This window comes from Sphingomonas sp. Leaf208 (assembly GCF_001421415.1).
GTDB lineage: Bacteria > Pseudomonadota > Alphaproteobacteria > Sphingomonadales > Sphingomonadaceae > Sphingomonas.
This window is the reverse complement of the sequence record NZ_LMKH01000023.1, coordinates 212,549-237,509: the sequence shown is the minus strand read 5'-3', so window position 1 is coordinate 237,509 and position 24,961 is coordinate 212,549. Positions and strand designations below refer to the sequence as shown.

The 24,961-nt window shown below is 65.4% G+C and carries 22 protein-coding genes; 9 read left to right on the top strand and 13 right to left on the bottom strand.

The features are described from left to right. Positions 1-123: 123 nt before the first annotated feature. The 5 genes from carA to ASE69_RS11040 all read left to right on the top strand — a co-directional run bounded on the left by carA (position 124) and on the right by ASE69_RS11040 (position 6,548). Positions 124-1,422: a glutamine-hydrolyzing carbamoyl-phosphate synthase small subunit gene (gene carA, locus ASE69_RS11060; RefSeq protein ID WP_056486314.1), complete on the top strand. Its 1,299-nt coding sequence runs from the start codon at positions 124-126 to the stop codon at positions 1,420-1,422. Then, the gene (locus tag ASE69_RS11055; RefSeq protein WP_056486311.1) at positions 1,419-2,009 is read left to right on the top strand and encodes a hypothetical protein; all 591 of its coding nucleotides are present in this window, start codon (positions 1,419-1,421) and stop codon (positions 2,007-2,009) included. Before carA ends, ASE69_RS11055 begins: the two co-directional genes overlap by 4 nt. Continuing rightward, positions 2,009-5,341: a carbamoyl-phosphate synthase large subunit gene (gene carB, locus ASE69_RS11050; RefSeq protein WP_056486308.1), complete on the top strand. Its 3,333-nt coding sequence runs from the start codon at positions 2,009-2,011 to the stop codon at positions 5,339-5,341. The genes ASE69_RS11055 and carB overlap by 1 nt, the downstream gene beginning before the upstream one ends. Positions 5,342-5,416: 75 nt before the next feature. Next, a complete protein-coding gene (greA, locus tag ASE69_RS11045; RefSeq protein WP_056052861.1) occupies positions 5,417-5,893 on the top strand; it encodes a transcription elongation factor GreA in 477 nt (158 codons plus the stop codon). 4 nt (positions 5,894-5,897) lie between these two features. Further along, positions 5,898-6,548, top strand: a complete 651-nt coding sequence (locus tag ASE69_RS11040) for a rhomboid family intramembrane serine protease (protein WP_056486305.1) — start codon at positions 5,898-5,900, stop codon at positions 6,546-6,548. Positions 6,549-7,117: 569 nt separating this feature from the next. Here the strand turns inward: ASE69_RS11040 and ASE69_RS11035 are convergent. From ASE69_RS11035 to ASE69_RS11015, 5 genes are all read right to left on the bottom strand, one after another. Continuing rightward, on the bottom strand, positions 7,118-7,345 hold the full coding sequence (locus ASE69_RS11035; protein WP_056051043.1) for a DUF4170 domain-containing protein: 228 nt from the start codon (positions 7,343-7,345) through the stop codon (positions 7,118-7,120). A 64-nt stretch (positions 7,346-7,409) separates the two neighbouring features. After that, the gene (locus ASE69_RS11030; RefSeq protein WP_056486302.1) at positions 7,410-7,889 is read right to left on the bottom strand and encodes a hypothetical protein; all 480 of its coding nucleotides are present in this window, start codon (positions 7,887-7,889) and stop codon (positions 7,410-7,412) included. Between the two features lie 104 nt (positions 7,890-7,993). Continuing rightward, positions 7,994-8,266: a hypothetical protein gene (locus ASE69_RS11025; RefSeq protein ID WP_056486297.1), complete on the bottom strand. Its 273-nt coding sequence runs from the start codon at positions 8,264-8,266 to the stop codon at positions 7,994-7,996. Then, on the bottom strand, positions 8,263-8,616 hold the full coding sequence (locus ASE69_RS11020) for a phage holin family protein (protein WP_235518537.1): 354 nt from the start codon (positions 8,614-8,616) through the stop codon (positions 8,263-8,265). The genes ASE69_RS11025 and ASE69_RS11020 overlap by 4 nt, the downstream gene beginning before the upstream one ends. A gap of 4 nt (positions 8,617-8,620) precedes the next feature. Further along, on the bottom strand, positions 8,621-9,109 hold the full coding sequence (locus ASE69_RS11015; protein ID WP_056062308.1) for a hypothetical protein: 489 nt from the start codon (positions 9,107-9,109) through the stop codon (positions 8,621-8,623). A gap of 175 nt (positions 9,110-9,284) precedes the next feature. On the opposite strand from ASE69_RS11015, the gene eno reads away from it, so the two are divergent. Together eno and ASE69_RS11005 are read left to right on the top strand one after the other, a co-directional pair. Continuing rightward, positions 9,285-10,565 (top strand): phosphopyruvate hydratase, encoded by a 1,281-nt coding sequence (gene eno / locus ASE69_RS11010; RefSeq protein WP_056486291.1) that lies wholly within the window; start codon positions 9,285-9,287, stop codon positions 10,563-10,565. 67 nt (positions 10,566-10,632) lie between these two features. Beyond that, the gene (locus ASE69_RS11005) at positions 10,633-10,917 is read left to right on the top strand and encodes an FtsB family cell division protein (protein ID WP_235518634.1); all 285 of its coding nucleotides are present in this window, start codon (positions 10,633-10,635) and stop codon (positions 10,915-10,917) included. Positions 10,918-11,056: 139 nt separating this feature from the next. Here ASE69_RS11005 and ASE69_RS11000 read toward each other — a convergent pair whose 3' ends face one another. Beyond that, positions 11,057-11,881, bottom strand: coding sequence for an alpha/beta fold hydrolase (locus ASE69_RS11000; RefSeq protein WP_056486289.1), 825 nt, complete (start codon positions 11,879-11,881; stop codon positions 11,057-11,059). A 125-nt stretch (positions 11,882-12,006) separates the two neighbouring features. On the opposite strand from ASE69_RS11000, the gene ASE69_RS10995 reads away from it, so the two are divergent. Then, positions 12,007-13,746 (top strand): DUF885 domain-containing protein, encoded by a 1,740-nt coding sequence (locus tag ASE69_RS10995; RefSeq protein WP_056486285.1) that lies wholly within the window; start codon positions 12,007-12,009, stop codon positions 13,744-13,746. 375 nt (positions 13,747-14,121) lie between these two features. On the opposite strand, the gene ASE69_RS10990 is transcribed toward ASE69_RS10995, so the two are convergent. Continuing rightward, positions 14,122-15,516 carry an MFS transporter gene (locus ASE69_RS10990; RefSeq protein WP_056486274.1) on the bottom strand — a complete coding sequence of 465 codons (1,395 nt, stop codon included), beginning with the start codon at positions 15,514-15,516 and terminating at the stop codon, positions 14,122-14,124. A gap of 125 nt (positions 15,517-15,641) precedes the next feature. Between ASE69_RS10990 and ASE69_RS10985 the strand changes: the two genes are divergently transcribed. Then, the gene (locus ASE69_RS10985; protein ID WP_056486270.1) at positions 15,642-17,753 is read left to right on the top strand and encodes a prolyl oligopeptidase family serine peptidase; all 2,112 of its coding nucleotides are present in this window, start codon (positions 15,642-15,644) and stop codon (positions 17,751-17,753) included. 135 nt (positions 17,754-17,888) lie between these two features. On the opposite strand, the gene ASE69_RS10980 is transcribed toward ASE69_RS10985, so the two are convergent. From ASE69_RS10980 to ASE69_RS10955, 6 genes are all read right to left on the bottom strand, one after another. Continuing rightward, positions 17,889-18,440: a glycine zipper 2TM domain-containing protein gene (locus tag ASE69_RS10980; protein ID WP_056486267.1), complete on the bottom strand. Its 552-nt coding sequence runs from the start codon at positions 18,438-18,440 to the stop codon at positions 17,889-17,891. Between the two features lie 77 nt (positions 18,441-18,517). Further along, on the bottom strand, positions 18,518-18,814 hold the full coding sequence (locus ASE69_RS10975; protein WP_056486264.1) for a hypothetical protein: 297 nt from the start codon (positions 18,812-18,814) through the stop codon (positions 18,518-18,520). 129 nt (positions 18,815-18,943) lie between these two features. Further along, a complete protein-coding gene (locus ASE69_RS10970) occupies positions 18,944-19,237 on the bottom strand; it encodes a DUF1330 domain-containing protein (RefSeq protein WP_056487012.1) in 294 nt (97 codons plus the stop codon). 51 nt (positions 19,238-19,288) lie between these two features. Next, positions 19,289-21,211 (bottom strand): alpha-L-fucosidase, encoded by a 1,923-nt coding sequence (locus ASE69_RS10965; protein WP_056487009.1) that lies wholly within the window; start codon positions 21,209-21,211, stop codon positions 19,289-19,291. Positions 21,212-21,230: 19 nt separating this feature from the next. After that, positions 21,231-23,528: a GH92 family glycosyl hydrolase gene (locus ASE69_RS10960; RefSeq protein ID WP_056486261.1), complete on the bottom strand. Its 2,298-nt coding sequence runs from the start codon at positions 23,526-23,528 to the stop codon at positions 21,231-21,233. Then, on the bottom strand, positions 23,525-24,955 hold the full coding sequence (locus tag ASE69_RS10955) for a glycoside hydrolase family 125 protein (protein WP_056487006.1): 1,431 nt from the start codon (positions 24,953-24,955) through the stop codon (positions 23,525-23,527). The genes ASE69_RS10960 and ASE69_RS10955 overlap by 4 nt, the downstream gene beginning before the upstream one ends. Between the last annotated feature and the right edge of the window lie 6 nt (positions 24,956-24,961).

Sequence of the window (24,961 nt, the reverse complement as noted above, 5' to 3'; positions counted from 1 at the left end):
GGTTCGGGATAGCCCGACGGGATAGCGCGTCCGCCGTCCGTTTAACAGATTGACGCTGCGGCACGCCGGCCTTAGCGGACACCACTTAGCGACATCGTCAACGTAAAGAGAGTGCCCAGCCTGATGGCCGACACCCAGCCTATAGCTATGCCTGCCGGAGCCACCGGTGTCCTGGTCCTCGCCAATGGCGACGTGATCTGGGGTCGCGGGTTCGGCGCAGAGGGCAGTGCGGTCGGCGAAGTGTGCTTCCACACCGCGATGACCGGCTATCAGGAGGTGCTGACCGACCCGTCCTTCGCCGGGCAGATGATCTGCTTCACCTTCCCGCACATCGGCAATGTCGGCGCGAACCCCGACGACGTCGAGGCGGACGACCCGCATGCGCTCGGCATCATCGTCCGCGAGGACGTGACGCAGCCGTCGAGTTTCCGCGCGGTCGAGGGGCTCGACGGCTGGATGAAGCGGCATGCGCGGATCGGCCTTTCGGGCGTCGACACGCGTGCGCTGACGCGGCGGATCCGGGTGGCGGGCGCGCCTAATGGGGTTATCGCGCATTCGGCTAGCGGCGAGTTCGACGTGGCGGCGTTGCTGGCGATGGCGCGGGCGTGGCCGGGGCTGGAGGGCATGGACCTCGCCAAGGACGTGTCCACGAGCATGCATTATGGCTGGGGTGAGGATGCGCCCGGCGGTGTCTGGAAGCTAGGCTTCGGCTACGGGGACACCTCGCCAGCAGGAGAGGGCGCTTCTGCTCCCTTCCCGCTCGCGGGAGGGGTCGGGGGAGGGGCTGGCCAATCAGCGCCGACCCCGCCTGAGGCCAGGCCCTCCCCCAACCCCTCCCGCTCCGCGGAAGGGGAGAAAGCTCGCCCGCACGTCGTCGCGATCGATTATGGCTCGAAGCGCAATATCTTCCGCAACCTCGTTGAGGCAGGCGCCAAGGTTTCCGTCGTCTCCGCCACCGCCAGCTTCGACGACGTGATGGCGCTCGCCCCCGACGGCATCTTCCTGTCGAACGGCCCCGGCGACCCCGCCGCGACCGCCGAATACGCCGTCCCGGTGATCCGCCAGTTGCTCGAGACGGGCAAGCCGCTGTTCGGCATCTGCCTCGGCCACCAGTTGCTCGGTCTCGCGGTCGGCGCGACCACGACCAAGATGTTCCAGGGCCACCGCGGCGCCAACCACCCGGTCAAGCGCCTGTCCGACGGCGCGGTCGAGATCACCAGCATGAACCACGGCTTCGCGGTCGAGCGCGACAGCCTGCCCGCGAACGTCCGCGAGACGCACGTGTCGCTGTTCGATGGATCGAACGCTGGGCTGGAACTTACCGACAAGCCGGCGTTCTCGGTTCAGTATCACCCTGAGGCTAGCCCAGGGCCGCAGGATAGCCTGTACCTCTTCGAGCGGTTCGTCGGATCGCTGCGGTGAAACTGCCGCTGGCGTTCATAGGCCTTCTGTTAGGTGCAGGGCCGGCCAGTGCAAAGCTGACGGTAACGACGGTCCCGGTTGGAAAGCTGGCCGTCGTCACTGAAGTCGACGATATTAGCGATACACCGATTATGCATGCCCCACTCGTCACGAAGAAAATACGGCTCGAATGGCGATCAGCAGATCGTCGCGTTCGGTTTTCTCTGAACGATGACGGCCAAGATCTTTTTACAACATTCGATTTGTCCAAGCCGGACCTTAGCGACACGGTCTGTGGGAGACTGACTGGTGGCACGCTGCTTACCTATCAGTCGAATGCAGCATCAACCGAGCGATGGATGCAGTTCGGCACAGGGCTCCGCGCCGACCTTATCGAGATTTGCCGAGGTTCGTTAAATACCTCGCAACTAGATTCCTACGTCAGTGAGTTCGCGATCGCGAGATCCGACTTTGCGCCAGCGCTAGAAGTGATGAAAGCGTCAGCGAAGGAGCAGTTCGGTGGTTGGGGTCGCCGTTGTCTGAAGTACAAATTCTCCAAAAAATATCAGCGGCCGCTTTGCACGCGCTACTCGGCGAAAGAAGAATAATGCCAAAACGCACCGACATCTCCTCGATCCTCGTCATCGGCGCAGGACCCATCGTCATCGGCCAGGCGTGCGAGTTCGATTATTCGGGCACGCAGGCGATCAAGGCGTTGAAGGAGGAGGGCTATCGTATCGTCCTCGTCAATTCGAACCCCGCCACGATCATGACCGATCCCGAGCTGGCCGACGCGACCTATGTCGAGCCGATCACGCCCGCGATCGTCGCCAAGATCATCGAGAAGGAGCGCCCTGACGCGATCCTGCCGACAATGGGCGGACAGACCGCGCTGAATACCGCGCTCGCACTGTTCCATGACGGTACGCTGGAGAAGTTCGGCGTGACGATGATCGGGGCGGATGCCGATGCGATCGACATGGCGGAGGACCGGCTGAAGTTCCGCGATGCGATGGACCGGATCGGGCTGGAAAGCGCGCGCTCGGCGATTGCACATACTGTCGAGGAAGCCTTGGAAGGCCTTGAGAAGACAGGGCTTCCGTCGATCATCCGGCCGAGCTTCACGATGGGCGGCTCGGGCGGCGGCATCGCGTACAACCGCGAGGAGTTCATCGCGATCGTCCGCAATGGGCTCGATCTTTCGCCGACCACCGAGGTGCTGATCGAGGAATCGCTGCTCGGCTGGAAAGAATACGAGATGGAGGTGGTGCGCGATCGCAACGACAACGCGATCATCATCTGCTCGATCGAGAACGTCGATCCGATGGGCGTCCACACCGGCGACTCAATCACGGTCGCGCCGGCGCTGACGCTAACCGACAAGGAATACCAGATCATGCGCAACGCATCGATCGCGGTGTTGCGCGAAATCGGTGTCGAAACAGGTGGTTCGAACGTGCAGTTCGCGGTCAATCCGAAGGACGGCCGGCTGGTCGTCATCGAGATGAACCCGCGCGTTTCGCGCTCGTCCGCGCTGGCGTCCAAGGCGACCGGCTTCCCGATCGCGAAGGTCGCGGCGAAGCTGGCGGTCGGCTACACGCTCGACGAGATCGAGAACGATATCACCGGCGCTACACCGGCCGCGTTCGAGCCGACGATCGATTACGTCGTGACGAAGATCCCGCGGTTCGCGTTCGAGAAGTTCAAGGGCGCGTCGAACACGCTCGGCACCGCGATGAAGTCGGTCGGCGAGGTCATGGCGATCGGTCGCAATATCCATGAATCGATGCAGAAGGCGTTGCGCGGGCTCGAGACGGGCCTGTCGGGGTTCAACCAGGTCGATCATCTGGTCGGTGCGCCGCGTGCGGAAATCGAGGCGGCGCTGGCCGTCGCGACGCCGGACCGGTTGCTGGTGGCGGCGCAGGCTTTGCGCGAGGGATTCACGGTCGCCGAGGTGCATGCGATCGCCAAGTACGATCCGTGGTTCCTGGAGCGGATCGCCGAGATCATCGCGGCCGAGGCCGAGGTGATGAAGGACGGCCTGCCGATCGACGCGCCGGGCATGCGGCGGCTGAAGAGCATGGGGTTCAGCGACAAGCGGCTCGCGTGGCTGGCGCTGCAGTCGGCCAATCTGCGCGGCATGAACCGCGGGATCGCGCGCGGGTCGGGGCTGATTCACGAAGTCGTCAAGGCGATGACCGGTGGCGTGACCGAGGAGGAGGTGCGCCAGCATCGCCTGAAGCTCGGCGTGCGGCCGGTGTTCAAGCGGATCGATACGTGCGCGGCTGAATTCGATGCGAAGACGCCGTATATGTACTCGACCTACGAGGCGCCGAGCTTCGGCGAGCCCGAGAACGAGTCCGAGCCTACCGACCGCAAGAAGATCGTGATCCTGGGCGGCGGGCCGAACCGGATCGGGCAGGGGATCGAGTTCGATTATTGCTGCTGCCATGCGTGCTTCGCGCTGGCGGATGCGGGCTATGAGACGATCATGGTCAACTGCAACCCGGAAACGGTGTCGACCGACTACGACACTAGCGACCGGCTGTATTTCGAGCCGCTGACCGCCGAGGACGTGCTGGAGATCCTGCATGTCGAGCAGCAGAACGGGACACTGGTGGGCGTGATCGTGCAGTTCGGCGGGCAGACGCCGCTGAACCTTGCGCGCGCGCTTGAGGCTGCGGGCATTCCGATCCTCGGGACGACGCCCGACGCGATCGATCTGGCGGAGGACCGCGAGCGGTTCGCGGCACTGATCACCAAGCTCGGGCTGTTGCAGCCGGCCAATGGCCTGGCGCGGAGCCGGGACGAGGCGGTCGCGGCGGCGGAGCGGATCGGCTATCCGGTGCTGATGCGGCCGTCCTATGTGCTCGGCGGCCGGGCCATGGAGATCGTCGATACGATCGGGCAACTCGAGCATTACATCGCCACCGCGGTGCAAGTGTCGGGCGACTCGCCGGTGCTGATCGACCAGTATCTGCGCGATGCGATCGAGGTCGATGTCGATGCGATCTGCGACGGCACCGACGTGGTGGTCGCGGGCGTGTTGCAGCATATCGAGGAGGCGGGCGTCCATTCGGGCGATTCTGCGTGCTCGATCCCGCCATATTCGCTGTCGGCGGAGATCATCGCCGAGATCGAGCGGCAGACGGTGGCGCTTGCGCATGCCTTGTCGGTGGTCGGGCTGATGAACATCCAGTTCGCGGTGAAGGACGGCCTGGTCTACCTCATCGAGGTCAACCCGCGCGCGTCGCGCACCGTGCCGTTCGTCGCCAAGGCGATCGGTGCGCCGATCGCCAAGATCGCTGCGCGCGTGATGGCGGGCGAGAAGCTGGTCAATCTGCCGAAGATCGACCGACATATCGACTATTATGCGGTGAAGGAGGCGGTGTTCCCCTTCAACAAGTTCCCCGGCGTCGATCCGGTGCTGTCACCGGAAATGAAGTCGACCGGCGAAGTCATGGGAATCGATCCCGATTTCACGATCGCGTTTGCGAAGGCGCAGCTTGGCGCGGGAACGATCCTGCCGACTAAGGGCAGCGTCTTCGTCAGCGTGAAGGACGGCGACAAGGCGATGATCGTCGAGGCGGTGAAGGCGCTGGTCGACACCGGCTTCTCGATCGTCGCGACCGGTGGGACCGCGGATCATCTGGCACGTGCCGGCTTGCCGGTCGAGAAGGTCAACAAGGTGGCGCAGGGTCGGCCGCATATCGTCGACCGGATCAAGGACGGCGACATCGCGCTGATCTTCAACACCACCGAGGGGTGGCAGAGCCTGAAGGACTCGCAGCCGATCCGTGCTTCCGCGCTGGGACAACGCATTCCGTACTTCACGACCGCGCCGGCTTCGCTCGAAGCGGCGAAGGCGATCGCCAAGCTTTCGACGCACAGCCTTGAAGTACGGCCGCTGCAATCCTATTATTCGCAGTCGCACGACTGATCCCGACATGAGAATGATGTGTGGGCGGGGCTGGTACAGGGCCTCGCGCGGGGAAATGGATTTGGGGACGAGATGATGGCGACCGTCGAAAAGATGCCGATGCTGCAGGAAGGCTATGAGACGCTGAGCGCGGATCTGAAGCGCCTGAAAGCCGAACGTCCGACGATCGTCGACGCGATCGAAGAGGCGCGCGCGCACGGCGACTTGAGCGAGAACGCGGAATATCATGCCGCGAAGGAGCGTCAGGGTCAGGTCGAGGCATCGATCTCCGACATCGAGGACAAGTTGTCGCGCGCGCAGATCATCGATCCGAAGGATTTGTCGGGCGATAAGGTCGTGTTCGGCGCGACGGTGACGTTGCTCGACGAGAACGACAAGCCGGTGAAGTATCAGATCGTCGGCCAGACCGAGGCTAACGCGAAGACGGGGCGGATCTCGTACAACTCGCCGCTAGGGCGTGGGTTGATCGGGCGGAAACTCGACGAAGAGGTCGAGGTCACGGTGCCGGCCGGCGAGCGGTACTACGTCGTCTCCAAGATCGAGTTCATCTGACCTCATGAATTTTTTCGAGACGCGGGCGACGGCGATCATCACGATCGTGACGGTCATCGTCTCGGGATTTCTGGTGCTGAGCGGGTCGCTTGGGTATTGGGCGGTGAACGCCGGGTTCATTCCGTTGCGGATGACTGATCTCGGTATTCCGAGCGAGCATATGTTTGTCGTGCCGTCCTGGGCGACGCCGCTGACCGCGACTCTGATCCATGGTGGCTGGGCGCATATCGCGCTGAACCTCGTGATGCTGGTGTATTGCGGGCAGTTCGTCGAGAAGGCGCTGGGGACGGTCGGGTTGGTCGTGCTGTACGTGCTGGGCGCGTATGCGGCGGCGGCGGGGCATTGGGCGTTCGGGCCTGAGTCTACCGCGCCGATGATCGGCGCCTCGGGCGCGATTTCGGCGGTCGTTGGGGCTTATGCGCTTTTGTATGGCGAGCGGCGGGCGCAGGCGATCGGGCCGGTGCCGGCTGGGGTCGTGCATGTCGTTTGGCTGGCTGCCGCCTGGATCGGGATCCAGTTGCTGATGGGGCTGGCCGGGTTTGGGGCTTCGGTTGGGGCTAGCGGGCCTATTGCTATTGGCGCGCATATCGGTGGGTTCTTGGCGGGGCTGGTGCTGGCTCGGCCTTTGTTGCTTTGGCATTACCGGGCTGCTTAGGCGGCCACACCGTTCGTCCTGAGTAGCTGCTGAGCTTGTCGAAGCGGCGTATCGAAGGATGGGTTGGTACGCGGGACCTGTGCTTCGATACGAGCCCTCGATACGCTCCTTGCGGAGCTACTCGGTCTCTACTCAGCACGAACGGTAAGGGGGAAGGGTGCGCGTGTGCGCCTTCGTCGGCTGTACCGGCGTATCTCTTCTCTACCTATCTGCGCGGGGGGCAGCGCGTGAGCCGAATGGGTCAGTCAACGATTCAGCGCGACGGGTGCTGGGAGCACTGCTTGGCGTGCCCTCACCCGCCGCCGCCTTTGGCGTCTCTCCCTCTCCCAACGGGAGAGGGAAGGGCCCCGCGGCTGCTTTGCCGTGGGAAGGGTGGAGCAAGTTGTTTTGCGCTATGCCAGTTTCGCTAATTCCTGAGCACAAGCTCAAGTCGACTGCGGCAGAGGTGCTGTCGCTCGACACCGTCATCCCCGCGCAGGCGGGGATCCATAGCCTATGTCGCTGCGATCAGATCGCTACGTTAGCCAGTATGGGTTCCCGCCTTCGCAGGAATGACTAAGGGGAAGCCGTTACGCTACCGTCGCACCCAGGTTCGGTTCGAGCATGCGGTGCAGGTGCACTACCACAAACTTCATCTCGGCATCGTCGACGGTACGCTGCGCCGCAGCACGCCAAGCCTTCTCGGCGCTGGCGTAGTCGGGGAATACGCCGACGAATTCGATCTTGCTCAGATCGTTGAAATCCAGGGTGCGCGGGTCGCTGACGCGGCCGCCGAATACGAGGTGGAGCTTGCTCATGCGCTTGCTTTCCTAGGGAGGGGGTTGCCGCCTCCCTAGCGTGTTCGACCCGCGGTTTGAACCCTTAGACGGTCGGCTTTTGCGAAACCGCCTTCGCACCTGCGGTACCGGCCGTCGTGACCGCCTTGACGATACCCTCGAGCAAGCCCTTGGCCTGATCGCGTGCATTGTCCTTGGTCAGGCCGAGTTCGCCGAGTTCCGAGCGGCCTGCATCCTTCGCTGCGGCAGTCGCCGCCACGAGCGTTTCGCTGAGACGCTTGCCGACGGGAGCGAGCAGTTCCTTCTCGCGGGCCGAACGCGGGAGCAGCGCACCGGCGAGCGCGCCTACGGCCAGACCGCCGACGAGGATGCCGAGCGGGTTGGACTCGAGGTTGTTCACAACGCGCTTGGTCTTCTCGCGTGAGACTTCGAGAACCTCGGAGGCCTTGTCGCCGGCGTCGTGATAGACCTTAGATGCGGTCTCGCGGACCGTATCGAGGCCTTCACGCAGACGGCTCTCGGTCTCGTGGGCGGCTTCGTTTGCGGTGGTCTTTGCGTCGGTCATGGAAAATGTCCTTCTGGTGGCAAGCTGCTCGCCGTTCAATGCAATGCGGGTTCAACGCGAGCCGGGACTTCATGGTTTCAATACGGTGACCGTGATCAGCGCGGTCAGCGCCCTCGGCGGAACAGTCCGACGATCCGGTGGCGCGCGAGGAACAGTCCAGCGACGGCGGCAAACCCCGCGGTCGGCCCCGGATTGCGCTTCACGGTTTCCACGCTGGCGCTGAGCGCGGCGGTGCCGGCATCGGCGACGTCGCGGCTGGCGTTCAGCGCGAGCTTCCGCGGATTGAGCCGGTCCTGCAACTGCCCGAGCGTCATCATGACGCGCTGGCGGGCGAGGGCCGATTCGATCTCTGCGGCGGCGACTTTGGCGGATGTCATGATACGGGCTCGCTCTTCGTCTGAAGCTTCGACTTGCCGATCATCGCCAGGATCGCCGCCACTGCGAGGACGGCCACCACGACGATGGCGGTTGCCCATCCTGGCCCCACCAGCGTCGCTACCGTCAAGATCGCACCGACCAGCAGTGCGATCAGCGCGGCCAAAGCCAGCACGCCGGCGACCGCGAAGAACATCGCGGCCGACTTGTACGCAGCCGCCGTCTCGCCGAACTTCGCCTTGTAGACAGCGACTTCCGCCGTCGCGAGACTCTTCGTCTCGGTCGCCAGGCGACCGACGATGGATGCAAGGCTCTCGTCTTCGCCGGTCGCGAACGTCAGTGGGTCGGACAAGACGTCAGACCTTCGAGTTGGCATCGACGCCCGACTGCACCAGTCGCGCGACGACGAAGCCGATGGCGGCTGCTGCACCCACCGCGATGGCAGGCGATTTCCGCACGAGTTCGCGTGCGTCGTCGAACAGCTCGTCGATGTCCTTGGCCTTCACCTGGTCGGCAAAGCCCGAGACGCTATCGGCCGCGCTACGGGCATAGCCGCCATATTGCGAGCCGAGCTTCTCATCGACCTGGCCGGCGGCGTCGGTCAGCAACTGTGCGACCTGCTCCAGGGCGCCGCTCGCGCGTGCCTTGCCGTCCTCGGCGAAGGTGCGGACCTTGTCGGTCGCCTGCGCGGTGTACTTGTTCGCGCCGTCCTTGATCGCCTGCTTGGCGTCGCCGGCCTTGGCCGAGACATCGCCGTTATCGATCGTCTTGCTGAGCTCGGTCCCGACCTCGTTCGCGGTCGTTTTCAGGTCGTTGACGGTGTCGTTTACGCTGGAGTCGGCCATGACGGTCCCTTTCAGAATTGTTACGCCCTCAACACCGTCGTTGGAGCACGGTTCCCGAACCGTCGCGCGATTGCGCGACACTATTCTCGGATGTCCGCGCGATTGCCCGATATGGCGTGAGACGGTAGAGGCGGCGCGAACGACCCGGCACCGGGATTTGTAGGAGCATCGTTACGTGACCGCAATCATCGACCTTCATGCACGCCAGATCCTCGACAGCCGCGGCAATCCGACCGTCGAGGTCGACGTGCTGCTCGAAGACGGCAGCTTCGGCCGCGCCGCCGTGCCGTCGGGCGCGTCGACCGGCGCACATGAGGCGGTCGAGCGTCGTGACGGCGACAAGACCCGCTGGGGCGGCAAGGGCGTCGACGGCGCGGTGGACGCGGTCAACGACGAGATCACCGACACCGTGCTCGGCATGGACGCGGAGGACCAGTCGGACCTCGATCGCGCGATGATCGAGCTCGACGGCACCGAGAACAAGGGCCGGCTGGGCGCGAACGCGATCCTCGGCGTCAGCCTCGCCGTCGCCAAGGCCGCGGCCGAAGCGCGTGGCCTGCCGCTGTACCGCTATGTCGGCGGCGTGCAGGCGCATCTGCTGCCGGTGCCGATGATGAACATCATCAACGGCGGCGAGCATGCCGACAACGCGATCGATTTCCAGGAATTCATGGTCGTGCCGGTCGGTGCGTCGAACATCCTCGAAGCGGTGCGCTGCGGCTCGGAGATCTTCCACACGCTGAAGAAGGGCCTGAGCGAGAAGGGCCTGTCGACGAGCGTCGGCGACGAGGGCGGTTTTGCACCGAATATCGGCAGCACCACCGAGGCGCTCGACTTCATCATGTCGAGCATCGAGAAGGCGGGATACAAGCCCGGCGAGGACGTGATGCTCGCGCTCGATTGCGCGGCGACGGAGTTCTACAAGAACGGCAAGTACGACATCTCGGGCGAGGGCCGGATCCTCGAAAGCGCCGAAATGGCGGAGTATCTCGCGGACCTGACGCGCCGCTATCCGATCTTCTCGATCGAGGACGGCATGGGCGAGGACGATTGGGAGGGCTGGAAGACGCTCACCGACCTGATCGGCGACAAGGTCCAGCTGGTCGGCGACGATCTGTTCGTGACCAACCCGAAGCGTCTGAAGCGTGGGATCGACCAGGGTATCGCGAATTCGCTGCTGGTGAAGGTCAACCAGATCGGCACGTTGACCGAGACGCTCGAGGCGGTGTCGATGGCGCAGCGGGCGAAGTATACGGCCGTGATGTCGCATCGTTCGGGCGAGACCGAGGATTCGACGATCGCCGATCTGGCGGTCGCGACCAACTGCGGTCAGATCAAGACGGGCAGCCTCGCTCGGTCGGATCGGTTGGCGAAGTACAACCAGCTGATCCGGATCGAGGAAGAGCTGGGTGATGCGGCGCGTTATGCGGGTCGCGACATCCTGATCGGGGGCTGATAGGTTCGGAAACCGGAGGTTCGACATGGCACGCGTGACGACGAAGACCAGCAAGTTGCGGAAGACGATGCGCAAGGCCGCGTGGCCGGCGTTGGGGCTGACGCTGATGGCATTCTTCGGCGCGTATGCCGTGCTCGGGCCGAACGGGATGTTCGCGTACGGCGATTACAAGCGCCAGCTTGCGAAGCGCGAGCAGGACTATGCCGCGCTCGATCGCAAGCGTGAGGTCTTGAAGAACCGGGTGGCATTGCTGAACCCGGATCATGCGAACCCGGATATGGTCGACGAGATGGTCCGCAAGGAACTGAACGTCGCGCATCCGGACGAGGTTATCGTCCCGCTGGGGAACTAAGATTTCGATCCTCCCCCGCCAGGGGGAGGTGGCAGGCGCTTGCCTGACGGAGGGGGAGGAACGGGAAACCTCTGTTTCGCCGTCCTCCCCCTCCGTCACCTTCGGCGACACCTCCCCCTTGCGGGGGAGGATTGAAGCGTTAACGACCCAGGAACGTCAGCAGATCCTTGGTGAAGCGATCGCTCTCGGTGATCGTCAGGCCGTGCGGGGCGCCGTCATATTCGACTAGCTGCGAGTCTGCGATGCCCTTGGCGGCGGCGCGGCCGGTCGCGTCAATCGGGACCGTCTTGTCGCTCGTCCCGTGGACGACCAGCGTCGGGACGCGGAATGCCGCCAGATCCTGGCGGAAGTCGGTGTGGCCGAACGCCTTGGCGCATTCCAGCGTCGGGTGAAGGCCCGCCTGCATCGCGAGGCTCCACACCCAGTCGACGACCTCGTCGCTGACCGGCGAGGTGATGAATCCGACGCCGAGGAATTGCTGGAGGAAGGTCTTGAAGAACGCCGGGCGATCGTCCTCGATGTTCGCGCCGATGCTGGCGAGCGTCTCTTCGGGAACGCCGTCGGGATTGTCGTCGGTTTTGAGCATGTACGGCACCACCGACGAGATCAGCCCGGCGGCGACCACGCCCTTGCCCTCGTAGCGGCTCATGTAGCGCGCGATCTCGCCGCCACCCATCGAGAAGCCGACGATCGTCGCATCGGTGTTCGCGCCGGTGGCTTCCATCACGTCGGCCAGATCGTCGGTGAGCGTGTCGTAGTTATAGCCGGTCCAGGGCTGGCCCGAGCGGCCGAACCCGCGGCGGTCATACGCGATCGCGCGGAAGCCGGCGTTGGCGAGCGCCATCGCCTGCGCGTCCCAGCTGTCGGCGTTGAGCGGCCAGCCGTGCGTCAGGATCACCGGGCGACCCGTGCCCCAGTCCTTAACGTAAATGTCTGTACCGTCGCGGGTTTTTACGTAGGGCATCAAGCTATCCAGTCTCTCTAGGGAGGTATCCGCTCAACGGCTCATCGCGCGCGCCGTTCCGCACGCTGGCGTACCAAGGCTTCGACTGGCAGCATGGCACCAGACGAATCGGAATTGGAGACAGGATGCGGATCGGACTTTTGACGACGGCGCTTGGCGCAGTCCTCGCCCTGAGCGCGTGCGGCCCTGCGCAGACGACCGCGAACACGCAGGCTCCTGCCGCGCCGACCACCGCTGCGACGGGCGACTGGGCGGGGTTCCGCGATGGCTTCATCGACGGATGGTTCAAGATCGATCCGGCCAACGCGGTCTATCAGGGCAAGCACGAGTATGACGGCGGCTTGGGCGACTGGAGCGCGGCGGGGCTGAAGCGGCAGGCGGACTTCCTGCATGGCGCGATCGACAAGGCGGGGGCGTTCAAGGATCTGAAGCCCGATGAGGCGTTCGAGCGCGACTATCTCGTGCAGGTCGCCAAGGGGAAGCTGTTCTGGCTGGAGGATGCCGACCAGCCGCATCACAATCCGGCGTGGTATGTCAGCGCGGGGCTAGATCCGAACACGTATATCGCGCGCAATTATGCAGATGCGCCGACGCGGATGAAGGCGCTGACCGCGTTCCTGCAGAAGATCCCGGCGGCAGCGGGGAACATCAAGGCGAACCTCAAGACGCCGATGCCGCTGAGCTACGTCAATTACGGGACGGCGGCGTTCAAGGGGTTTGCCGACTATTACGCGGGCGACGCGGTGAAGGCGTTTGCCGACGTGAAGGATGCGGCGGCGCAGAAACAGCTGACCGATGCGGCGCAGGCGGCGTCGAAGGCGATGCGCGATCTGGGGACGTGGACCGAGGGCCAGCGCGCGACCGCGACGCAGGATTTCGCGCTCGGGGCGGACAGATTCTCGCGGATGGTGGCGATGACCGAGGGTGTCGATACGCCGCTCGACCAGCTCGAGGCGGCGGGTGTCGCCGATCTCAAGCGTAACCAGGCGGCGCTGGCGCAGGCGTGCGGCGTCTTCGCCAAGGGGCAGACGATCCTCGCGTGCATGGACAAGATGAACGCGAACAAGCCGGTCGGTGGGCCGGTTGCAGAGGCGCGGCGCCAGATCCCGATTTTGCGGAAGTTCGTCGTGGATCACAACCTGCTGACGATCCCGGGGACCGAGCAGGCGCTGGTTGAGGAATCGCCGCCGTACAACCGGCAGAACTCCGCGTATATCGATCCGCCGGGGCCGTTCGATAAGGGCGTACCGTCGATCTATTACATCTCGCCGCCCGATCCGAGCTGGACCAAGGCGGTGCAGGACGCGTTCGTGCCGGGCAAGAACGACCTGCTGTTCACTTCGGTGCACGAGGTGATGCCGGGGCATTTCGTCCAGTTCCTGCATGCGAACCGCTCGCCGTCGCTCTTCGGGCGGTTGTTCGTGGGGTATGCGTTTGCCGAGGGGTGGGCGCATTATGCCGAGGAAATGATGTGGGAGGCTGGGCTCAACAACGGTGATCCGGAGACGCATGTCGGGCAGATCTCGAACGCGCTGCTGCGGGATTGCCGATATCTTTCGGCGATACGCATGCATGGGAAGGGGATGACGCAGGAGCAGTCGTTCCGGATGTTCGTCGACGAATGTTACCAGGACGAGGGAAACGCCAAGCAGCAGGCGGCGCGGGGGACGTATGATCCGGCGTATCTGAATTATACGATGGGTAAGTTGATGATCCGGAAGCTGCGGGCGGATTGGACTGCGACGCGGGGTGGGCGGAAGGCTTGGAAGGCGTTCCATGACGAGTTCCTGAGTTATGGGGGGCCGCCGATTCCTTTGGTTCGGAAGGCGATGATGGGGGAGGCTAAGGCGAGCGCGGCGTTTTGATTTTGGGGGCGGTGTTCGCTCCCTGACACATCGCGCCACCCCGGCGAATTGCACCACCCCGGCGAAGGCCGGGGCCCAATTGGAAAGGTCGGCGTAACGGAAGATCCCGCCCCGTTATCACCGTGCCCCAATTGGGCCCCGGCCTTCGCCGGGGTGGTGCATGGGGGTAAAGGCGTCCCAAACCAAAGCTTGTGTCCCCGCGAAGGCGGGGACCCAGACTGGGCACCCGCCTTCGCGGGTGAACAATCTTCTTCTTCTTTTGCGGCTTCTTCTTTCTGCTCCCTCTCCCCTGCGGGGAGAGGGCTGGGGTGAGGGGCTGTTCCGGGGGGGAGCGCTGCTTGGCTGCCCCTCTCCCCGGAGGGGAGAGGGAGTAGGTCACCTCGCTTGGGAGGCCGGTTGCACGTCCTGGGTTTCTTCGGTCGGCGGATTGCGGATCGAGGGGCGGAGGCGGCTAAGGCTGCATAGGCCTGCTACCAGCGCCAGACCGGCGGCTACGAGCGGCGGGGTCATGCCCGCGCCTACGCCCATGGCCAGCAACGCCGCGACCAAAGTGGCGCCGGTGGTCTGGCCTACCAAGCGCACCGTCGAGACCAGGCCGCCAGCCGCAGCGGCGCGTTCGCGGGGGGCGCTGCCGATGATCAACCGCGCGTTCGGCGCCATGAACATTCCGAACCCCGAGCCGCACAGGGCCATTCGCCATGCGATGTCGAAATACCCCGGGTCCGCCGGCATGTAGGCGATGAGCAGCAGCGCGCAGATCGAGACGCCCATGCCGATCCCGCCGAGCAGTCCGGCCGGATAGCGATCGGACAACCAGCCGGAGAGCGGCGCGACGAACATGTTGGCCAGCGGCCACGGGGCGATCGCCGCGCCGACCTCCGCCGCGCTGAAACCGTAGGCGTGCGTCAGGCGGAACGGGGTCGAGAGCAGCAGCGTCATCTGCGCGATGAACGCGGTGTAGGCACCGATCGCCGACAGCGCGAGGACGGGGCGGGCGAGCAGGTCGATCGGCAGGATCGGCTTGGTCTCGCCCTGCTCGCGCTTCACGAAGAACCAGCCGATCACCGCGCCGGTCAGGACGATCGCGGCGGAGACGATTGGGCTGTCGCCGTGGACCGCGCTCTCCGCGCCGCCGATGACGAGGCCGATCATCGCCGCGCACATGACTGCGCCGAGGACGTCGAACGGTTCGTCATGTTTTCGTGGTTCAGGAAGCGCGCGGCCGAGTAGGAGCGACGCGATCGCGAACGGGACTGCGCTTGCGAACACCCAGGGCCAGGGGGCGATGGCGAGGACGAGGCCGCCGATCGTCGGGGCGAGTGCCGCGGAACTGGAGACGACGACCGAGTTGATGCCGAGCCCGCGGCCAAGTTGCTTGGTCGGGTAGATCGAGCGGATCAGCGCCGAGGAGACGCTGAGCGCGGCTGCGGCACCCAGGGCTTGCGCGGCGCGGACGACAAGCAGGAACGGCAGGCTCTTGGCGAAGAAGCAGAGCAACGTCGCTACGGTGAAGAGCAGCTGGCCGTATTGGTACATGCGCTTCAGGCCGATGCGGTCGCCGAGCCCGGAGAACGGGAGCAGCGCCATCGCCAGGATCAGCTGGTACACGGTGACGACGGTCACCACCGCGCTGCTGCCGACGTTCAGGTCGCGTGCGATCGTCGGCAGCGCGACTGTGGCGATGCCGCCGTCGATGATCGTCAGCGCAGTGCCCGCCGAGATTGCGGCGATCGCGACGAAGCGGCGGGGTTTGGGCAGGCCGTCCTGCATTTTCTTGAACTCGCTTCGTCACCCCGGACTTGTTCCGGGGACCACCGTGCCGCACAATCGACAGGATTTGTTATGCGGATCGGTGGACCCCGGAACAAGCCCGGGGTGACGGTAGGGAGTTGTATATGCGTGGTATCTTGTTTGCGACGGCGGCGACACTGCTTGCGGGGACTGCAGCCATTGCCCAAGTCGCACCGATGACCAAAACGAACACCGCCGCCGACCCGTATATCTGGCTCGAGGACAAGGATGGCGCGAAGCCGCTGGCCTGGGTCGAGGCGGAGAATGCGAAGACGTTGCCGCGGCTGCAGAACGATCCGCGCTACAAGACTTTCTATGCCGAGGCGCTAGCGATCGCGTCGGCAAAGGACCGGATTCCGATGCCGAACCAGATGTTCGGGCGGATCTATAATTTCTGGCGCGATGCCGAGCATCCGCATGGGCTTTGGCGCTGGACGAGTGCTGGCGATTACGCGAGCGCGACGCCGAAATGGACGACCGCGCTCGATCTCGATGCGCTGGGCAAGGCCGAGGGCAAACAGTGGGTGTGGAAGGGTTCGACGTGTCTCCAGCCCGAGGAGCGGTTGTGTCTGGTCGCGCTGTCGGAGGGCGGCGAGGATGCGGTGACGTACCGCGAGTTCGACCTGTCGACCGGCGCGTTCGTCGAGGGCGGCTTCACGCTTCCCAAGTCGAAGCAGGATGCGAGCTGGGTCGACAATGATACGCTGCTGGTCGCGCGCGACTGGGGCGCGGGGACGACGACGCAGTCGGGCTATGCGTTCGTGTTGAAGCAGGTGAAGCGCGGCCAGCCGCTGACCGCCGCGACCGAGGTGTATCGCGGCGCGGCGACCGACCAGGGGGCGACCGGGGCGGACGTGCTGACCGACGAGAAGGGTAATCGCCTGATCGTGATCCAGCGGCGCAAGACGTTCTTCGGTGCGGACAAGCTGGTGTGGACGCCGGCGGGTACGCGGCCGCTCGCGCTGCCCGATCGAACGTTTCCGGCGGGGATGATCGACGGACAGGTGATCTTCTCGACCAGCGATCCGTGGGGCAAGATTCCCGAGGGGGCGGTTGCGTCGGCGCCGCTATCCGAAGTCGAGAAGGGGACGATCAACCCGACGATCGTGTTCGCACCGGGGCCGCGCCAGTCGGTCGACGGGATGGCGCTGACCAAGTCGAAGCTGTTGCTGGTCGTGTCGGACAACGTCCGTGGTCGTGCGTCGGTTTACACGCATGGGGCGGGGGGCTGGACCGCCAAGCCGATCGCGCTGCCCGACAACGCCTCGATCGACGTGGCGAGCACGACCGATCGTAGCGACGATGCGTATCTGACGGTGACCGGGTTCCTGACGCCGACCTCGCTCTATTCGCTGGATGCGGCGACGGGCGCTGCGCCGAAGCCGATCAAGACGCTGCCGGCGAAGTTCGATGCGTCGAACGATGTGGTCGAGCAGTTCGAGGCGACGTCCACGGACGGGACGAAGGTGCCGTATTTTGTGGTCCACAAGAAGGGCATCACGCTCGACGGCACCACGCCGACGATCATGACGGCGTATGGCGGTTTCCAGGTGTCAATGACGCCGAGCTATTCCGGGAGCACCGGCAAGCTGTGGCTGGAGCGGGGCGGGTCGTATGTGCTCGCCAACATTCGTGGCGGTGGCGAGTTCGGGCCCAAGTGGCATGACGCTGGGCGCAAGACGAAGCGGCAGGTGATCTATGACGACTTCGCGGCGGTGGCGAAGGACCTGTTTGCGCGGAAGCTGACGAGTCCGGCCAAGCTCGGCATCTATGGCGGGTCGAATGGCGGGTTGCTGATGGGGGTCGAGTTCAACCAGCATCCGGACCTGTGGAAGGCGGTGACGATCCAGGTGCCGTTGCTCGACATGATCCGGTACGAGGGGATCGCGGCTGGGGCGTCTTGGGTCGACGAATATGGCTCGGTGACGGTGCCGGCGGAGAAGGCTTTCCTCGAGACGATCTCGCCGTATCAGAACATCAAGAAGGGCGTCGCGTATCCGGAGCCGTATATCTGGACGACGACCAAGGATGACCGGGTCGGGCCGCAGCATGCGCGGAAGTTCGCGGCGCGGTTGAAGGAATATGGGCTGCCGTATCTGTATTATGAGGATACGGAGGGTGGCCATTCGGGTGATGCGGATATCGAGCAGGGGGCTCGGTTGCAGGCGTTGCAGATGACGTATTTCACGCAGAAGCTGGTCGGGGTGGCTGAGTAGGGGCGGCGGCTCCTGCTGTCTCCCGCCCCTCCCTGCCGTTCTCCCGCGAAGGCGGGAGCCCAGGGTCACGAACGGTATCGCCTGTGATCCTGGGCCCCCGCGTTCGCGGGGGAACAGTTAGCTCGCGGCTTGAACCTAGCGGCAGCGGACCTGGCTGTTGCTCTGCTCGACTGCACGCCCGGCGAGGCCACCGGCTGCTGCACCCAGCAGCGAGCCGACGATCCGCGAACGGCCGCCGTCGATGACGTTGCCGAGGATGCCGCCGCCCGCTGCGCCGATGATCAGCCCGGTCGTGCCGTCGTTGCGCTTGCAGTAATATTTGCCGTCCTGGCCCGCATAGACGCGGTCGTTGGTCGCCAGCGTGCGCTCCTGGTAGTTCGGGCCGGCGCGATAGTAGCGCGAGGGGTCGTAGTTACCCTCGTCGCGCTCGTCTGGATACGCTTCCTGATAGCCGCCGCTGCGATCTGGCGCGGTGCGATAGCCACCCTGTGGCGCATAGCCGCCGCGGTTGCCGCGGACCGACTGGTAGCGATCAAATTCCGTCCGGAAGATCTGCAATTCGCTGTCGAGGCGCGACTGGGCGGCGGCGAAGCGCGCGTCATCGGCCTGCGACTGCGCGAGCGCTGGGGTGGCGGCGGAAAGGCAGGTAGCGGCGATCAGTGCAGCCGTACCGAGAAAACGCTTCATGATCCGGATCCTTCTAAAAGGTCACAACGAGAGTGGGCGGCAGCATCGCGCCACCGCCCACTCGATTTCAAGAGTTATCAGCGGCAGATCTGCACGCGGCGGTTGTGGCGCCATTCGGTGCGGCAGCGGCGGTTGTTGTTCCAGTTGCGACGATCATGATCGCGGCCACGATAGCGGCGGTCGTCATGACGATCGCCGCGGTGGTCGTTGTGGCGATAGTCGCGGCGGTCGCCCCGATGGTCGCGGTGGTCGTCGCGATGATCGTTGTCGCGATACTGCTGGCTGTACCCGCGCTGTGCTTCTGCGGGAGCGGCGGCGCCGAGGCCGAGTGTCGCGAAGGCCAACCCGGCAGCGATGAGATGCGTAAACTTCATGAGATGTCCTCTCGAACCCGACAATCGGGATGCGCCGTTGATACGGCTATCGAGAGACATCGTTCCTGAACGGGGTTGTCGGCTGGCGTACAGGTTGGGCGCGCCAGCCGGGGATCAGTTAGCCCTATGTTAGCCGGGCAGGCCCTCGATCACGAACACGCGGTAGTCGGCGCCCTTGAGGCGGTGCTGCAACGCGTCCTGATAGGCCGGGCTGTCATACCAGGCATGCGCCTCGGCCACGTCCGGGAATTCGAGGATCACGGCGCCCTCGACAGCCTGACCTTCGAGCGTCTCGACCGCACCGTAGAACGCCAATGGCTTCAGCGTGCGGCCTTCGCGGGCCAGGGGTGCCTTTGCTTGGTACTGCTTCATCTCTTCGGCATCGGTGACTTCGTTGCGCACGAATACGACATAGGCGGTCATCAACATTCTCCTTCTGCGGCGGCAGGGTGGCAGCGAATATACCTATGCCCGTTACAATGCGCCTGGTTTCGGCCTGAACGCGCCGAGGCCTGCGATCGCCAGTCGTTGGGCGGGAATCGCGGTTTCGGCGAACGAGAAGCGCAGGTAGCGCGCGGTGGTCGGTCGGGCGAACGCGATGCGCTGGGCGGCGAGCGCATAGGCGATGTTGGGGAGTTCGCCCTTGGCGATGTCCTGCCAGGTCTTGCCGTCGGTGCTCGCCTCGACCCGGTAGCCTTTCGGCGGGGCCGTCTTTGCCATTACCGCGCGCGACGGAATCAGGACGAAGCCGGCGAGCGTCTCGGTCGCGGCGAGGTCGATCGTGACCGAGGCGGGCGTGCCGGGGGCGGGCGCGGGCAGGGTCCAGGCGGTCGCGGCGTCGTCGTCGAGTAGCGCCTTGGCACCCGGCGCAGTGGCGGTGACGATCGACCAGCGGCTGGTGACGACCGTGGTCGTGTCCGTGTTCCGGACCGGGGCGACGGGAGCAGGTGCGACTTGGCGGAACAGCGCGATTTCGCGGATCGCGGGGCAGGCGGTGCCTTCGAGGATGCGCAGGCGGAGGCGGCGAGGGGCGATCGGCGATTCCAGGCGGACGATGCGTTGCGGGCCGATGCCCGAATGCTCGGCGAGTTGTTCCCATCGTCCGTTGATCTCCGCATCGATCGCGAAGCGGGTGACGCGTATGCCGAGCGGGAGATACTCGCGGAGGCGGATGAGGTCGAACGCGCGACCCGGCGGGAGGTCGAGCGTCAGCGTCGGCGTGGTGACGGCGTCGGGCGTCGACCAGTAGGTGTCGCGGTTGCCGTCGAGCACCGTGCTTGCCGCATAGGTCTTCCCGCGGACGTGGTTGGCCGATGCGACGGCACCCTTTGCGAGATCGGTGGCGAAGGTCGCGGCCTGCGCCGTGCCGAACGACTTCAGCGTCTCGACGTCGATGTCGGCGAGGCGACCGCGGCGGTCGGGCGGCAGGTTGAGGTTGAGGTTGGTGCCGCGACCGACCGACTCGTCGTGGAGCTTGATCAGGCGGGCGGGCGTCTTGACCTTCGAATCCTCATCGGCGTGATAGAACCAGCCGGGCCGGATCGAGACGTCGGTCTCGGCGGGCCACCAGAGGGGCGCACCGCGCACGCCCGAATTGCCCTCGGACTGGACATAGGGATGGTTCGGCATGGTCGGCCAGCACGGATCGCCGGCGACGCCGTCCTCGTTCCCGACCCAGCGCAGGTCCGCGCCGAGCGGGTCGAAGGTGCAGGCCATCGGCTGATGCTGGTGGACCAGCGCGACGATCGACGGCCAGTTATAGTATTTCGGCGCGTCGATCTTCCGCGTGTCGCGCGCGCCGCCGTAATAGCCGTCGCCGCCGTTCGCGCCGTCGAACCAGAATTCGAACAACGTGCCGTAACGCGTGCAGAGCTCGACCACTTGCTTGCGGAAATACTCGACATAGGCGGGGCGGCCATATTCGGCGTGGTTGCGATCCCAGGGCGAGAGATACAGGCCGAAATCGAGACCGGCACGACGGGTGGCGCGCTCCATCTCGCCGACGATGTCGCCCTTGCCGTCCTTGTAGGGGCTGTTGCGGATGCAGTGTTCGGTCAGCATCGTCGGCCAGAGACAGAAGCCGTCATGATGCTTGGCGGTCAGGATGATGCCGCGCATGCCGCCTGCCTTGGCCGCGGCGACGATCTGGTCGGGCGAGAAGTCGGTCGGGTCGAAGAGCTTCGGATCCTCGTCGCCATAGCCCCATTCGCGATCGGTGAAGGTGTTGATCGAGAAATGGACGAACGCGTATTGCTCGCGCGCGTGCCAGGCGAGTTGCCGCTTCGAGGGTGTCGCACCCCAGGGCTTCGGCGCGGTTTCGCGGCCGGCACCGATCGCGGGCGTGGCGGTGGCGGCTAGACCCGAGGCGAGCAGCAGGCGGCGGGAAACTTCGGTCATCATCGTCTCCGGGAGAGGCTCAGGCAGCGGGCTGGCCGAACGAGGGCGGTCGGTCGGCGAGCTTGGCGCCGAATGCAGGGTTCGGCGTGGCGGACATCGTGAAGCGGAGCGTGCCGCCGGCCGCGAGATCGGCATGCGATATCCAGCTTTTCGTCCACGGCTTGCCGTTCCACTGGACCGCCGCGACGTAGGGCGTGTCGGCGCGGTTGCCGGGGGCTTCGACGACCAGCTTGCGACCCTTGCCGACGCGGACCTCGGCGTGGGTGAACAGCGGCGAGCCGAACACGTAGACCGCCGCGACCGGATCGACCGGGTAGAAGCCGAGCGCGGACATCACGAACCACGCGCTCATCTGGCCGCAATCGTCGTTGCCGATGATCCCGTCGGGCGCGTTGCGGTACATCGTGGCGAGCAGCTTGCGGACCAGCGCCTGCGTCTTCCACGGCTGTCCGACATAGGCATAGAGATAGGGCACGTGCTGATCGGGTTCGTTGCCGTGCGCATATTGGCCGAGCAGCCCGGAGATGTCGGGCGGCGCGTCCTTCGGCAGGGTCGATGGGGCGGCGAACAGTGCATCGAGCCGGCTCGCGAACTTCGCGTCGCCGCCGAAGTGCGCGATCTGGCCGTAGAGGTCGTGCTGGTTCAGGAAGGTCGTCTGCCAGCCATTGGCTTCGGTGAAGTCGCGGTAGCGCTTGGTGTGACCGAGCTGAATCGGGTCGTAGGGCGTCAGCCAGCTGCCGTCGGCAAGCTTTGGCCGGGCGAGGCCGATCGCGGGATCGAGCACGTTGCGGTAGTTGCGGCTGCGGAGACGCAGGCGATCGGCGTCTTCCTTCGCGCCGGCCTTCTGCGCGAGCGTGGCCATTGCCCAGTCGTCATAGGCGTATTCCTGAGTCCGGCTGACCGACTCGTCGACAACGTCCGCGGGGAGATAGCCGCGCTCGATATACGTGCCGCGCGCGCGGCTGTTGACCAGGTCGTGGGCGGCGGGATCGAACGCGCGGGTTCGGATCGCGGGCCATGCCGCGGCATAGTCGGCGTCGATGCCCTTTGCCGCGGCCTCGGCCATGATCGCGACCGAGTGCCAGCCGATCATCGTGCCGGTCTCGACCCCCTGGAGCGGCCAGCAGGGGGGGCCGTATGCGCTTTGCTGCGTCTGACGGATCAGGTCGCGGACCAGCGACTTCGCGCGGTCGGGCGCGACCAAAGTCAGCAGCGGGTGGAGCGTGCGATACGTGTCCCAGGTCGAATAGGTGCTGTAGGCCTGCTCGCCGGCGGGGACGCTGTGGACCTCGCGATCGAGCCCGACATAGCGGCCGTCGACGTCGGAGAAGAGCGTCGGCGCGATCATCGCGTGGTAGAGCGCGGTGGTCATGATGATCCGGGCATCGTCGGTGCCGCCCTCGACCTTCACGACCTTGAGCGTGTCGGCCCAGTTGCGGATCGCCTGGCGTCGTGCGACGTCGAACTCTCGGAAATAGGACGCGGCGAGGTTGGTCCGCGCGCCGGCCATGTCGACGGCGGAGACGGCGGTGCGGACGACGATCGGTGCGGCGCCGGCATTGTCGTAGTGGAGCACGGCGCGGACGCGGTCGGCGGTGACGATCGCGCCGTTGACGCTCTGCGTGTCGGCGTAGAGCGTGATCCGGTCGGGTTTTGGCGACACGTGCATCGCGAAGTGGATGCGGCGGCCCTTCGCCCAGCGGAACGTCCGGCGGCTGCCGGTGAGCGTGCCGTCGGTGTCGAGCTCGATCCGGCTCTCGTCGATCAGCGGACCTTCGCCGGGGCGGCTGTCGCGGTAGTTGCCGAGATCGACCAGGAGGTGGCCGGGGCCGGCGGGGAAGTGGTGACGCTGCCACCCGACGCGCGTTTCCGCGGTCAGTTCGGAGCGGACGCCGTTGCCGAGCGTGACGGCGTAATAGCCGGGCTCGGTGACTTCCTGCGTGTAGGTCTGGCGATAGCCATCGCCGGGCTTGTCGGGGGCGCCAGGCAGCAGCTTCACCGCGCCGCGGCCGGGGACGACCAGCACGTCCATCAGGTCGGCGATGCCGGTGCCGGACAGGTGCGTGTGCGAGAAGCCCATCATGGTCGGGTCGCCGTGATGATACCCTGAGCAGTTCGCCCAATTCTCGGTATCGGTGTCGGGGCTGACCTGGACCATTCCGAACGGCATCGTCGCACCGGGATAGGTATGGCCGTCACCGCCGGTGCCGATCCAGAGGTTGGGCGCTGCCTTTGCGGACCGTGCGGCGGCGGGGATCGCGCCGGTGAGGGCCAGCGCACCGCTGGAGCCGAGCAGGGCGCGTCTGGTGATCTTCATAGTGCGCTCGCCAATAGTGCGGGGCGGGTGTTCGCAAGCTGAACGATCAGTTCGCCGAACAGCCCGTTGGCCCAGGCGAACCAGGAGCGCGTGAACTTGGCGGGATCGTCCTGGTCGAACGCCTCGTGGATGAAGCCGGTGTCGGCATCGGTGTCGCGCAGCATTCGCAGGCACGCGCGGACGGTCGCATCGTCGGCGCCCGCCAGCGCACGGACGATCAGCGACATCGGCCAGATCTGGCCGAGCCCGACATGCGGTCCGCCGATCCCCTCGGCCTTGGTGCCCTTGAAGAAATAGGGATTGGCGTCGCTCCATGCTGCATCGGCCGTGCGGCGCCAGAGCGGATCGGTAGCGGGGACGCAGCCCATGTACGCGAGCGCGGAAAGCGACGGCACGTTGGCATCGTCCATGAAGACCGCGTTGCCGAAGCCGTCGACTTCGAAAGCCCAGACTTCGCTGCCGTCGCGCAGGCGCATCCGGCCGTGCGCGACCAGTGCCGCCTCGACTTCGTTCGCTAGCGCGGTCGCGTCGGCGGCGAGCGCGGTGTCGTGACGCGCTTCGTTCGCGACGACTGCGAGTTCGCGCAGGGTGGTGACCGCGAACAGGTTGGACGGAATCAGATACGGGTAGACGCAGGCATCGTCCGAGGGGCGGAAGCCGCACTGGATCAGGCCGTTGGGCTTGGCGGGGTTGCCCCAGCCTTCGAGTGCCATCGTCTCGGTGTTGCGGTTCGAGGATCGCAGGAAACTGTAAGGGCCGCGATCGTCCTTGCGCTGTTGCTCGCGGTAGGTGCGGATGCTGGCGCGGGCGGCCTCGGCCCAGGTCGCATCGAACGGTGTCGCGTCGCGCGTCGCCTGCCAATAGCCGTAAGCGAGCCGCATTGGATAACAGAGCGAGTCGATCTCCCATTTGCGCTCCGCGACGCCGGGTTTCATCTCGGTCTGATCTTTGAGGGCCCAACTGAGATTGGTCTTCGCAGTCGGGCTTTCCATGAACGCGTTGGCGTAGGGGTCGATCAGGATCGAGCGCGACTGGCGTGCGATCAGGCCACGGAAGAGCGTGCGTAGCGCCGGATCTTCGCGGACGAGATGGAGATAGGGGCGAAGCTGCGCGGAGCTATCGCGGAGCCAGAGGCAGGGGATGTCGCCGGTGATGACGAACGCGTCGGGCGCGCCGTCGATGGTCGACATGCGGACGGTGGTGTCGAGCGTGTTCGGATAGCAGTTGCCGAACATCCAGCGGAGTTTTGGGTCGCCGATCCGGGCCGAGACACGCGCGATCTCGCGTTCGACCGAGCGGCTGGTGAAGTTGCGGTCGGCGAGCGCGGGGCGCTTGCTCGGCAGCGAGGGGCGGGCGGCGAACGCTGGCGTGCCGACGAGCGCCAGGCCACCGGCGACGCCGCGGGCCATAAGCGTGCGGCGGTCCATGGTCGA